Genomic DNA, 11,416 nt, shown 5'->3' with positions numbered 1-11,416 from the left:
AACCCGACCGGCCGTTCCCACACGCGTCCGCGCCCTACGACAGGTACCCCTCCACCTCGCCCGCCGGGCGTGCCTTCGCCGTCGCCGGGTCTTCTCCGACTTCGGTCAGCGCGCGGCGCTGCCGCAGCAGGTCCCAGCAGCGGTCGAGTTCGACTTCCAGCTCGTGCAGCTCGGCGCGGGCGCCGTCGCCGTCCGGGCCGGCGGCGATCTGGGCGCGCAGGCGCTTCTCGGTCGCGACCATGTCGCTGATGCGGTGCAGGATCCGCTTCTCGGCGGCGGCTTCGCTCTCGGCATTCATCGTCGGCACCTCCTCGCCCTCGAACCTAACGGTCAGGCGGCGAGCGCGGCGAAGAACGCGCGGACGTCGCCGACCAGCAGGCCGGGCACCTCCATGGCGGCGAAGTGCCCGCCACGATCGAACTCGGTCCAGCGCACGATGTTGTTCCCGCCTTCGGCGTAGCGGCGGACGGCGACGTCCTGCGCGAACACGGCGACACCGGTCGGCGCGACGCCGGGCTTGAAGTCCCACGACTCGGTGTGCATGCCCTCGTAATACATGCGCGCCGAGGACGCGGCGGTGTTGGTCAGCCAGTACAGCATCACGTTGGTGAGCATGCGGTCGCGCGCCACGGCGTCCTCGGGCAGGCCTTCGCCGCCGCGCGGGCCGGTCCACTCGCGGAACTTGTCGACGATCCAGCCGAGGAGACCGACGGGCGAGTCGGTCAGCCCGAAAGCGACCGTCTGCGGGCGGGTGGCCATGATCTGGAAGTAGCCGTTGCCCTCGGCGTGGTAGTGGGCGAGGCGGTCGAGGGAGGCGCGCTCGAAGTCGGTCAGGTTCGCCCGCTCCTCATCGCCCACCTCGCCGAAGGGGATGAACCCGTAGGTGGCGGCGTTGACGTGCACGCCGATGACGCGGTCGGACGCGATCTTGCCCATCTCGACGACGACGAAGGCGCCCCAGTCACCACCCTGCACGCCGTAGCGCTCGTAGCCGAGGCGGCCCATCAACTCGACGAAGGCCGCGGCGACCCTGTCGCTGTTCCAGCCGGCCTCACGCGTCGGCCCGGACAGTCCGAAGCCGGGCAGCGAGGGGATGACGACGTGGAACGCGGGTTCACCTTCGTCTTCGGGCTCGGTGAGCGGTCCGACGGTGTCGAAGAACTCGACGATCGAGCCCGGCCAGCCGTGCGCCAGGAGCAGCGGGGTGGCGTCGGCGCGGGGCGAGCGGACGTGCAGGAAGTGGATGTTCTGCCCGTCGATCTCGGTCACATACTGCGGGTATGTGTTCAGTTCGGCCTCGGCGGCGCGCCAGTCGTAGGAGGTGCGCCAGTACTCCGCGAGCTCGCGGAGGTAGCCGTTGGTGGTGCCGTACCTCCAGTCGTCACCGGGGGCGGCCTCGGGCCAGCGGGTGTTCGCGAGCCGCGCGTGCAGGTCGTCGATCTGGGCCTGCGGGACGTCGAGGTGGAAGCGGCGGATCTCGGTGTTCGTCATGTGAGTAAGGTTAAGGACGCTTGCGGACAGGTCCTGTCCTCAAGGGAAGGCAGATTCCAGGTATGTTGCAGACATCGGCACGACTCCTCAAACTCCTGTCCCTGCTAGAGATGCGACGCGACTGGGCGGGCGACGAACTCGCCGGGCGCCTGGAGGTCACGACCCGCACGGTCCGCCGCGACGTCGACAAGCTGCGCGAGCTGGGCTACCCGGTGCACGCGACGACCGGGACGGCCGGCGGCTACCGCCTCGGCGCGGGCGCGTCGATGCCGCCGCTGCTCCTCGACGACGAGGAGGCCGTGGCGATCGCGGTCGGGCTCGGCGCGGTCGTCTCGGCCGGTGTCGGCGGCATGGAGGAGACCTCCGTGCGGGCGCTGGCCAAGCTGGAGCAGATCCTCCCGCCGAAACTGCGCAAGCGGGTCGGGGCGTTCCGCTCGCACACCGTCGGGATCAACTTCGGCGGCGAGACGGTCGACGCGTCGGTGCTGACGCTGCTGGCCAACGCCTGCCGCGACCATGACCGGCTGCGCTTCGAGTACCGCGCCCACGGCGGCTCGGAGTCGTACCGGATCACCGAGCCGCACCGGCTGGCGCGGGCCGGGCGGCGCTGGTACCTGCTCGCATGGGACATCGACAAGGCCGACTGGCGAATCTTCCGCGTCGACCGGATCACGCCAGTGACGCCGACCGGGCCGCGCTTCACGCCGCGCGAGCTGCCCGACCCCGACGTCTCGGCCTACATCGGCCGCAAGGTCACCATCGGTGCCTACCAGACGAAGGTGCGGGCGACGCTGCACTGCCCGGCGGAGCTCGCACGGCAACGGATCCCGGAGCGGTACGGGACGGTCACGCCGATCGACGACGAGACCTGCGAGCTGGAGTCGCGAGCGGACAATGTGGACGGTTCGGCGTACTACCTGGCGAGCTTCGGCTGGGACTTCGAGGTGCACGAACCGCAGGAGCTCAAGGACCGGCTAGCGGAGTTGGCGACCCGGCTGACGAAGGCGGCGGGCGCCTGACCCGCGTCCGTTGAGAAGGCCGGGCTCGCGAATCAACTTTCCAGCACCGTGCGGGCGTTAGTCCGAAGAGGACGGACGACCGTCTTCACGGACAGCACGGGAAAGGCCGATTCGTGAACGGATCAATGACGACCAGGCTCACCGCCGCGGCGGTGAGCCTCCTCGTCGGAGGCACCGTCCTGACGACGGGCACGGCCTCCGCCGAACCGCCGCAACCGTCCGCACCACCCGTCACCGCCACCGACGGCCGACCCCACCAGGTCCGCCTCGTCACCGGCGACAGCGTGCTCGTCGGCGCCGACGGCGCCCTGTCCTTCCTGCCGGGGAAGGGCCGCGAGCACATCGGGTTCGACACCGTCGCACTCGACGGCGACACCCACGTCGTCCCCACCGACGCCATGGGCATGTTCGCCGACGGAACGCTCGACCGGCAGCTGCTCAACGTCTCCCTGCTGGTCAGGGACGGATACGCCGACACCGACACGCTTCCGCTCATCGTCCGCACCCCGGGCGACGGCCTCGGAATCGCCGCCGCCGGCGAGCGCGTCGCGGCCCTCGACGCCGAAGCCGTCGAGGTCGGACCGGCCGAGACCGCGGCACTGTGGGAATCGGTGGCCGAGGACGCCCCCGGCGACAGAAGGACCGGGGACACCCGCATCTGGCTCGACGCCCGGACCAGGCTGCTGCTCGACCAGTCGGTCCCGCAGGTCGGCGCGCCCCAGGCCTGGGCCGCCGGATACACCGGTGAGGGCGTCACGGTCGCCGTCCTCGACGGCGGTTACGACGCCGCCCACCCCGACCTGCAGGGCCGGGTCACCGCCGCGCAGGACTTCACCGAAACCGCGATCGCCGACGGCTACGGGCATGGCACGCACGTGGCGTCCACAGTGGCCGGTACCGGTGCCGCCTCCGACGGCAGGTACAAGGGTGTGGCACCCGGCGCCGATCTGCTCATCGGCAAGGTCTGCGATGACGACGGCTGGTGCCGCTACAGCGATGTCATCGAGGGAATGCAGTGGGCCGCCGACAACGGGGCCGCCGCCGCTAACCTCTCCCTCGGTAGCGGCCAGAGCGACGGCACCGACCCCATGTCCCTGGCGCTCAACGAGATCAGCGCCGCCAGTGGAACCCTGTTCGTCGTCTCCTCCGGCAACGACTACTGCGGCATGTGCGTCAGCAGTCCTGCCGCCGCCGACGCCGCCCTGGCCGTCGGCAGCGTCACCAAGGCCGACGAGATGAGCGAGTTCACCAGCCGCGGCCCACGCTACGGCGACCTCGCGATCAAGCCCGACATCTCGGCACCGGGGAGCTCCATCGTCGCCGCCCGCGCGTCGGGAACGGAGATGGGCGAACCCGTCGACGCCTTCTACACCTCGGCCGACGGCACCTCCATGGCCGCACCGCACGTCACCGGAGCCGTCGCGCTCCTCAAGCAGGCGCACCCGGATTGGCAGGCGCCGCAGCTGAAGGCGTCGCTGATGGGCGCGAGTCACGGCCTCGACGGCCTGAGCGTCTACGACCAGGGCGCCGGACGGCTCGACGCCGGGCGGGCGGTCGCCCAGCCGATCACGGCGGACGTCGGCAGTCTCAGCTTCGGGCGGTTCCTGTACCCGCAGGACGGCGTGCCGGTCACCAAGACCGTCACCTACACCAACACCTCCACCACAGACGTGCCCCTCGATCTGGCGCTGAGCGCGACGAACCTCGACGACGTCCCCGCACCCACCGGACTGTTCACAGTGGACACACCGCGGGTCGTCGTGCCCGCGGGCGGATCCGCCGACGTGACCGTCACCGTCGACCCGGCCGTCAACACCGTCACCGGAACCTTCGGCGGCGTACTCACCGCGACCGGCGGCGACACCGCCGTCCGCACGCCGGTCGGCGCGTTCGTCGAGAGCCCGATGTACGACGTCACGTTCGACATCACCCCGCGCGGGGACGCCGAGAGCGGCTTCCTCTCGGTCGCCCTCTTCAACCTCGACACCGGCGAGACCGACTGGCGCTACTCCCGCGAGAACGACCCGACCTTCCGGCTACCTCCGGGCCGCTGGCAGTTCCTCTCCGAACTCAGCGAACAGGTCGGCGAGGAGGAGTCGCCGACCTGGACGGCGATCTTCACCCACGAGACCACCGTCGGCGCAGGATCGACCTCGCTCACCCTCGACGCGGCCGACGCCACCCCGCTGGACATCGACATCGACCGAGACGAGGCGGTCCTCGACCAGATCAGCGTCAGCATGACCTCCTGGTCCGGCGAGGAGCGGGCCGAGGCCGGTTTCGTCTACGGGCGCGGCAACACCGTCTACATCGGACCGAGCGCGCCGCTCAGCACGCAGTTCCACCTCATCGTCAACGCCGACCTGGTCAGCCCGGACGGCGCCGCCGCCCCCTACCTCTACATGTTGTCGTTCCACGAGACCGGCACGCTGCCGGCCGATCCGGCCTACGTCGTCGGCCCGGCCGATCTCAGCGTCGAGCCCGCCCGCTACCACTCGCAGGGGCCGGCCGGAAGCGAGATCGGACACTCCGAGTTCGCCGCCTGGGAAGGCGCCCGGCCGCTCGCCCGGGCGGGGTCCGGCGGCTGGATCGGCGCTCCCACCCCGTTCTCCCGCACCGAGTACTACTCCAAGGCCCCGGGGCTGTCGTGGGACGGGGACGGCTACATCATGTCGGCCGACCACTTCAACGTCCTGGAGTACATCCAGCGCCTCGACACCGCACGCGGCTCGAAGTCCACGGTCCACTGGAACGGCGCGCCGCTCACCGTAGGCCTGACCGGCCATTTCCGCGACGACGGCAGCGACGAGGACGAACTCCGTGGCGTACAGCGTGACGGGGACCGCCTCAGCGTCGAAGTCGCGCTGCGGACCGGACCGAACCCCGACATCGTCAACACCCTCAACCGCCGGGCCGGAACCGACCGGACCGAGCTCCTCACCGACGGCGTGGTGATCGCCTCGGCGAACTATCCCTGCGGTGGCATCCATCCCGAGCTGGTCCCCGAGGTGAAGACCTACACACTGCGGTGCACGTCGGCCCGCGATCAAGCGTGGACCGACCTCGCCACCCGCACGTCCGTCGAGTTCACGTTCACCTCGGGCCGCACCGAGGAGCCGACGTGGCTGCCGCTCAACGCCGTCCGGCTCTCCTCGCCGACGGTCGTGGACGGCACGGCACCGGCCGGTCAGTGGCAGGCGGTCCACCTCAACGCCTACCGCCAGCCGGGATCGGAGGACAGCGGCACCAGGCGGCTGACCTTCGAAGTGTCCTATGACGACGGCGTGACCTGGAAGAAGGTCACCGTGAACCGTTTCGGGGACGACGCGATCGCGCTGCTGAAGCCGCCCGCCGACGCGGACTACGTGTCGGTGCGGCTCACCGCGGCCGATAACGCGGGCAACAGCGTCAAGACCACGACCATCAGGTCCTATGGTCTGAGCTGAGGCGCCGACCATTCACCGCGACGGCCGGGAGGTTCGCCCCCGGCCGTCGTGGTGTCCCTGCGAGGACGGGTAAGTCTAAGCTCCACCGTCCTCTGTGGACAAATCGAGGTCGCCGTAACCTCCGCCACCCGGTGTTTCCAGCACGAACACGTCGCCGGGGCCGACCGTCGCGCGGTCGCAGCCGCCGAACTCGGCTCGCGTGCCGTCGGCGCGCTCGATCCATTGGCGTCCCGGCGATCCGTCCTGGCCGCCGGCCATGCCGTACGGGCCGCGCAGGCGTCGGCCGCTGAGCAGGCCGACGGTCGCGTCCGCCTCGAAGCGCAGGCGCCGGACGGCGCCGCTGCCGCCGGGCCAGCGGCCCGCACCGCCGCTACCGTGGCGGATCGCGAAGGACTCCACCAGAACCGGGCAGCCTTGGCGGTCGGAGTGCCACTCCAGCACCTCGGTGTCGGTCAACCGCGAATTCGTCATGTGCACCTGGACCACGTCGGTGCCGGCGAAGCCCGGTCCCGCACCCGATCCGCCGGCGACGGTCTCGTAGTAGGAGAAGTTCTCGTCGCCGAAGGTCACGTTGTTCATCGTCCCCGAGCCTTCGGCCATGACCCCCAGCGCGGCGTACAGGGCGCCGGTGATCGCCTGCGAGGTCTCGACATTGCCCGCCACGACCGCCGAGGGGAACACCGGTGACAGCAGGCATCCCGGCGGAATGGTCACGGTGATCGGGGCCAGGCACCCCGCGTTCAGCGGGATCTCGGCATCGATGAGGGTCCGGAACACGTAGAGGACGGCGGCCATCGCCACCGACGAGGGCGCGTTGAAGTTGCCCGGCACCGCCGCCGACGTACCGGTGAAGTCGACGTGCGCGCAACGGTTCTCGCGGTCGACGGTCACGGCGACCTCGATGACCGCGCCGTTGTCCATCTCGTAGGTGTGGGAACCGTCGTGCAGTACCGAGATCACCTCGCGCACGGCCTCTTCGGCGTTGGCACGGACGTGGTCCATGTAGGCACGCACGACGTCGAGCCCGAAGTGCTCGACGAGGGCGCGCAACTCCTCGATGCCCTTGGCGTTGGCGGCGATCTGCGCGCGCAGGTCGGCGATGTTGTTGTCCGGCCCGCGCGACGGGTACCGCGCGCCGGTCAGGACCCGCACGACCTCGGCTTCGCGCAGGTCGCCGTCCCGGACGAGCAGCAGGTTGTCGATGAGGACGCCCTCCTCGTCGATGTGCGCGGAGTCGGGCGGCATCGAACCCGGTGTCGTGCCGCCGATCTCGGCGTGATGCCCGCGCGAGGCGACGTAGAACAACGGTCCACTGTGGCCGAACACCGGGGAGACCACGGTGATGTCGGGCAGGTGCGTCCCGCCCCGGTAGGGATTGTTGAGGACGTACACGTCTCCGTCGCGCATGTCGGGGTTGGCCGCGATGACGGCCTTGATGCTCTCGCCCATCGAGCCCAGATGCACCGGGATGTGGGGCGCGTTGGCGATCAGGTTCCCCTCGGCGTCGAAGAGCGCGCACGAGAAGTCGAGCCGTTCCTTGATGTTCACCGAGTTCGCCGTCGCCTGGAGGCGCACGCCCATCTGTTCGGCGACCGACATGAACAGGTTGTTGAAGACCTCCAGCAGCACCGGATCGGCCTCCGTGCCGACCGACACGCGCTCCCGCCCACCGACCCGGGTGAGGAGGAGATCGCCGGTCTCGGTGAGCTCGCCCGACCAGCCGGGTTCGATCACCGTCGTCGCGTTGGCCTCGGCGATGACCGCCGGGCCCTTGACGCGGTGTCCCGGCCGCAGCCGGTCGCGGACGTGCAACGGCACCCGCCTCCATTCGCCACCCGTGAACATCGCGATCTGCTCGGCGGCAACGGTTTCGCCGCCGCCGGCCGCCGGGGCGGGGGCCTCGCCGGAGGGCGCGCGGGCCTCGACCTCGGCGGCTTCGACGAGCAGTCCTCGGCCGGGCATCAGGAAGGAGAAGCGCCGCCGGTACAGCTCGGCGAAGGCGGCTTCGATGCGGGCGACGTCGGTGTCGTGGTCGACGGTGACGATCGTGTCGGTTCCCTCGTAGCGCAGGCGGAGCCGGCGCGCGACGACGACCGTGTCACCGGAGACTCCCTCGTCGCGCAACTCACCGCGGGCCTCCGCCTCAAGCTCGCCGAGCACGGCCTCCACCGTGGACATCGTCGCCGCCGTCAAGGGCAGTTCGACCGAGCGTTCCCGCAGCGCGGTCGTGTCGGCCAAACCCATGCCGTAGGCCGAGAGCACACCCGCGTAGGGGTGGATCAGCACCGCGCGCATGCCGAGCGCGTCGGCGACCCGGCACGCGTGCTGGCCGCCCGCTCCGCCGAAGGTGACCAGCGCGTACTCGGTGACGTCGTGCCCGCGCCGGACCGAGATCCGTTTGACGGCGGCGGCCATGTTCCCGACCGCGACCTCCAGGAAGCCTTCGGCGACCTGCTCGGGCGTGCGTCCGTCGCCGATCTTCGCGGCCAGCTCGGCGAACGCGGCCCGTACCGCGTCGACGTCGAGCGCCTCGGTGCCCGATTCGCCGAAGACACGCGGAAAGTGGCCGGGCTGGACACGGCCGAGCAGGACGTTGGCATCGGTGACGGTGAGGGGACCGCCGCGCCCGTAGGCGGCCGGGCCGGGGTCGGCGCCGGCCGAGTCGGGTCCGACGCGGTAACGCCCGCTCTCGAAGCGCAGTACCGATCCGCCGCCCGCGGCGATCGTGTGGATCGCCAGCATCGGTGCCCGCACCCGGATCCCGCCGATCTCGGTGTCCGAGACGCGCTCAAGCCGTCCACTGTGGTGGGAGATGTCGGTGGACGTGCCGCCCATGTCGAAGCCGATGACGCGCTCGAAGCCCGCCGCCTTCGCCGTCGCGGCCATCGCCACGATCCCGCCCGCCGGACCCGACAGCATCGCGTCCTTGCCGCCGAAGTGGGCGGCGTCGGTCAGGCCGCCGTGCGAGCGCATGAACATCAGCCGCACGCCGGCAGTTCCGTCGCCAGGCGGTCGATGTGGCGTCGCAGCACCGGTGAGAGGTAGGCGTCGGCGACGGTGGTGTCGGCCCGGCCGACCAGCTTCATCAACGGGCTCACCTCGTGCGAGACCGACACCTGCGCGAAGCCCTTGGCGCGGGCCAGTTCCGCGGCGGCGGCCTCCTGCGCGGGATGACGGTCGGCGTGCGCGAAGACGATCGCGACGGCGTTGAACCCTTTGGCACGCAGGGCGTCCAGGTCCGCCGACAGCTTCCCGGCGTCTAGTGGGCGGATCACCCGGCCGTCGGGGCCGGTCCGTTCGTCGGCCTCGATGACCGCCGAGTGCGGCGGCTCCGGCAGCACGATCTCGCGCGCGAAGATGTCGGGCCGGTTCTGGTAGGCGATCCTCGGCGCGTCGGCGAACCCGCGCGTGATGACCAGCGCGGTCGGTTCGCCCGTGCGGGTCAGCAGCGCGTTCGTCGCCACGGTCGTGCCCATCTTCACCGCCGCGATGTCCCCGGCGGGGACGGGCTCGCTGTGCGCGATCCCCATCAGCGCGCGGATTCCGGCGACCACGGCGTCGTCGTAGCGGGCCGGGTCGGCCGACAGCAGCTTGTGCGTCACGACCGTCCCGTCGGGCCGTCTGGCGACGATGTCGGTGAAGGTACCGCCGCGGTCGATCCAGAACTCCCAGCTCATGTGCCCATCCTGCCGCAGATCGACGACGGCAAGTGCTTTCCCTTGGGGAGGCACTTGCCGACAGGGAAAGTACTTGCTAGTGTTGCCGCATGACTTCCCCCACCCCCGAAGAGGCGCGCGAAGCCCTCGCCGCCGTCACCCGCCAGAAGCACACCGCCGTCGACGCCGCCTACTCCACGCCCGCCTGGTACTTCGCCATGATCGGCGGCTTCACCCTGTTCTCCGGATCGCTCTACCTCACCAAGGACTGGGTCGAGCGCGCGTGGGGCGAGCCCGCCTCCTTCGCGATCCTGATCGGCGGCGTCCTCATCAGCACCACCCTTCTCGCGGCCGTGTCCGCCCGCTTCGTCCAGCGCCGCGACGCCGTCCCGCCCGGCGGCGACTTCACCAACAACCGGCGCGGCCTGCTCATCACCCTGCTCGTCGCGGCCGTCGGCGCCCTCGTCCTCTACTTCGCCGCCTACGCCGCGATCGGCGACTGGGACTACGCCCTCGGCGTCATGCTCGTCGCCGTGGCACTGACGGTCGGGGCCGCGGGCAAGCCGATCCAGAACCTCATGCGCAGGCGGGCGCACCGCCGCGTCGACACGGTGCCCGCGCGATGACCACCCCGAGCGACGGCTTCGACGCCCTCATCCACGCACCGACGCGGCTGGCGATCGTGTCGCTGCTTGCACCGCTGGAATGGGCCGAGTTCAAGTTCGTCCGCGACCAGGTCGGGTTGTCGGACTCGGCGCTGTCGAAGCAGATCACGACCCTCGAAGAAGCCGGGTACGTATCAGTACGCAAGGACTTCGTCGGGAAGAAGCCGCGCACGTCGATGCAGCTCACCGCCGACGGGAAGACCGCGCTGGAGCGGCACGTCGCGGCGTTGCGGGCCATCGTCGGGGACCTGCTCTAGTGGCCGTCGCCGTAGCGCTCGCCGCCGCCGTGGTCCTGGCGACGATGGTGATGGGGGCGATCACCGACGTGCTGCACCGCCGTTTCGCGCGGCTGTGGGCGCGCGGCGCCGGGGCGATGCTCGCCGTCGGCGGCGTCGCCTACGGTGCCGGACTCGCGCAGGGGACGGGCGCGTGTTCGCGGCGGTGGCTGCCGTTGGGTGCCGAGGCATGCGACGGCGGCGAGCTCGTGGAGGCGTGGGTGAACCCCGTCGTGGGCGGGTGCCTGGTCGCGGGCGTGGCCCTGGGGATCGTGGCGGTGCGGCGGCGGGGCGGTCAGTCGGAGATGTCGGCGAGCGAGGCGCCGTAACCGGCGACGAGCTCGTCGATGTCCACGAAGGCGCTGAACCCGTGCGCACCGGCGCCCATGGCGACGCGGGCGCCGGTGAGGCTCGCGTCGACGTAGAGCGGCCAGGCGCGTGAGGCGCCGATCGGGGTGATGGTGCCGCGCTCGTACCCGGTGGCCGCCAGCGCATCATCGGCATTTGGCAGCGACAGGCGTTTGACACCGACCGCCGCCCGCAACTTCGGCCACGCGATCGCCCGGTCACCCGGCACGACGGCGAAGAGGTAGTCGCCGTCGCCGCGCCGGACGACGAGCGTCTTGGCGATGTCGGCCGGCGTGACGCCGAGGATCGCGGCGGCCTCGGGCAGCGAGTTCGCGACGGGCCGGGGACGCACCTCGACGGCGACACCGTGCGCTTCGGCGTCGGCGAGCATGGCGGCGATGGCGGGCGGGTGCTCGGTTGTCATGGGGCATGTATACCGCATGGGGGTATTAGCCGCCAGGGGAACGGGTCACCACGGTCGGAGGACCCCTGCTCCGCCGATGCCGACGCGATCAG

General features: G+C 70.9%; 10 protein-coding genes. 5 read left to right on the top strand and 5 right to left on the bottom strand.

Annotation, left to right across the window (positions count from 1 at the left end):
• Positions 1 to 34: 34 nt before the first annotated feature.
• Positions 35 to 298, bottom strand: coding sequence for a DUF2630 family protein (locus HNR73_RS38340; RefSeq protein ID WP_184792999.1), 264 nt, complete (start codon positions 296 to 298; stop codon positions 35 to 37).
• A 32-nt stretch (positions 299 to 330) separates the two neighbouring features.
• A complete protein-coding gene (locus HNR73_RS38335; RefSeq protein ID WP_184792998.1) occupies positions 331 to 1,491 on the bottom strand; it encodes an epoxide hydrolase family protein in 1,161 nt (386 codons plus the stop codon).
• A gap of 62 nt (positions 1,492 to 1,553) precedes the next feature.
• Between HNR73_RS38335 and HNR73_RS38330 the strand changes: the two genes are divergently transcribed.
• Entirely contained in the window at positions 1,554 to 2,510 is a 957-nt protein-coding gene (locus tag HNR73_RS38330; RefSeq protein ID WP_184792997.1) for a helix-turn-helix transcriptional regulator, read from the top strand.
• 125 nt (positions 2,511 to 2,635) lie between these two features.
• The gene (locus HNR73_RS38325) at positions 2,636 to 5,956 is read left to right on the top strand and encodes a S8 family peptidase (protein WP_184792996.1); all 3,321 of its coding nucleotides are present in this window, start codon (positions 2,636 to 2,638) and stop codon (positions 5,954 to 5,956) included.
• Positions 5,957 to 6,031: 75 nt separating this feature from the next.
• Here HNR73_RS38325 and HNR73_RS38320 read toward each other — a convergent pair whose 3' ends face one another.
• Both HNR73_RS38320 and HNR73_RS39305 read right to left on the bottom strand, forming a co-directional pair.
• The gene (locus HNR73_RS38320) at positions 6,032 to 8,935 is read right to left on the bottom strand and encodes a hydantoinase B/oxoprolinase family protein (protein ID WP_239122388.1); all 2,904 of its coding nucleotides are present in this window, start codon (positions 8,933 to 8,935) and stop codon (positions 6,032 to 6,034) included.
• Positions 8,935 to 9,633 carry a hydantoinase/oxoprolinase N-terminal domain-containing protein gene (locus HNR73_RS39305; RefSeq protein WP_203686959.1) on the bottom strand — a complete coding sequence of 233 codons (699 nt, stop codon included), beginning with the start codon at positions 9,631 to 9,633 and terminating at the stop codon, positions 8,935 to 8,937. Before HNR73_RS39305 ends, HNR73_RS38320 begins: the two co-directional genes overlap by 1 nt.
• An 89-nt stretch (positions 9,634 to 9,722) precedes the next feature.
• Here HNR73_RS39305 and HNR73_RS38315 point away from each other — a divergent pair, with 89 nt between their 5' ends.
• The 3 genes from HNR73_RS38315 to HNR73_RS38305 are packed head-to-tail and all read left to right on the top strand — an operon-like array spanning position 9,723 to position 10,881.
• Positions 9,723 to 10,238: a hypothetical protein gene (locus HNR73_RS38315; protein ID WP_184792995.1), complete on the top strand. Its 516-nt coding sequence runs from the start codon at positions 9,723 to 9,725 to the stop codon at positions 10,236 to 10,238.
• Positions 10,235 to 10,534, top strand: a complete 300-nt coding sequence (locus HNR73_RS38310) for a winged helix-turn-helix domain-containing protein (RefSeq protein ID WP_184792994.1) — start codon at positions 10,235 to 10,237, stop codon at positions 10,532 to 10,534. The genes HNR73_RS38315 and HNR73_RS38310 overlap by 4 nt, the downstream gene beginning before the upstream one ends.
• Positions 10,534 to 10,881 carry a hypothetical protein gene (locus HNR73_RS38305; protein ID WP_184792993.1) on the top strand — a complete coding sequence of 116 codons (348 nt, stop codon included), beginning with the start codon at positions 10,534 to 10,536 and terminating at the stop codon, positions 10,879 to 10,881. Before HNR73_RS38310 ends, HNR73_RS38305 begins: the two co-directional genes overlap by 1 nt.
• Here the strand turns inward: HNR73_RS38305 and HNR73_RS38300 are convergent.
• On the bottom strand, positions 10,848 to 11,324 hold the full coding sequence (locus HNR73_RS38300; protein WP_203686961.1) for an aminoacyl-tRNA deacylase: 477 nt from the start codon (positions 11,322 to 11,324) through the stop codon (positions 10,848 to 10,850). The two genes, HNR73_RS38305 and HNR73_RS38300, sit on opposite strands and share 34 nt — an antisense overlap.
• Between the last annotated feature and the right edge of the window lie 92 nt (positions 11,325 to 11,416).

The sequence above is a fragment of the Phytomonospora endophytica genome, assembly GCF_014202425.1.
GTDB classification, from domain to species: Bacteria; Actinomycetota; Actinomycetes; order Mycobacteriales; family Micromonosporaceae; genus Phytomonospora; species Phytomonospora endophytica.
The sequence above is the reverse complement of the archived record's forward strand: the minus strand, read 5'-3'. Positions and strand labels throughout refer to the sequence as shown.

Excerpts from the sequence above, each read along its gene's own strand:
- HNR73_RS38340 (WP_184792999.1), bottom strand. The coding sequence starts at position 298 with ATGAATGCCGAGAGCGAAGCCGCCGCCGAGAAGCGGATCCTGCACCGC.
- HNR73_RS38335 (WP_184792998.1), bottom strand. The coding sequence starts at position 1,491 with ATGACGAACACCGAGATCCGCCGCTTCCACCTCGACGTCCCGCAGGCC.
- HNR73_RS38330 (WP_184792997.1), top strand. The coding sequence starts at position 1,554 with ATGTTGCAGACATCGGCACGACTCCTCAAACTCCTGTCCCTGCTAGAG.
- HNR73_RS38325 (WP_184792996.1), top strand. The coding sequence starts at position 2,636 with ATGACGACCAGGCTCACCGCCGCGGCGGTGAGCCTCCTCGTCGGAGGC.
- HNR73_RS38320 (WP_239122388.1), bottom strand. The coding sequence starts at position 8,935 with ATGTTCATGCGCTCGCACGGCGGCCTGACCGACGCCGCCCACTTCGGC.
- HNR73_RS39305 (WP_203686959.1), bottom strand. The coding sequence starts at position 9,633 with ATGAGCTGGGAGTTCTGGATCGACCGCGGCGGTACCTTCACCGACATC.
- HNR73_RS38315 (WP_184792995.1), top strand. The coding sequence starts at position 9,723 with ATGACTTCCCCCACCCCCGAAGAGGCGCGCGAAGCCCTCGCCGCCGTC.
- HNR73_RS38310 (WP_184792994.1), top strand. The coding sequence starts at position 10,235 with ATGACCACCCCGAGCGACGGCTTCGACGCCCTCATCCACGCACCGACG.
- HNR73_RS38300 (WP_203686961.1), bottom strand. The coding sequence starts at position 11,324 with ATGACAACCGAGCACCCGCCCGCCATCGCCGCCATGCTCGCCGACGCC.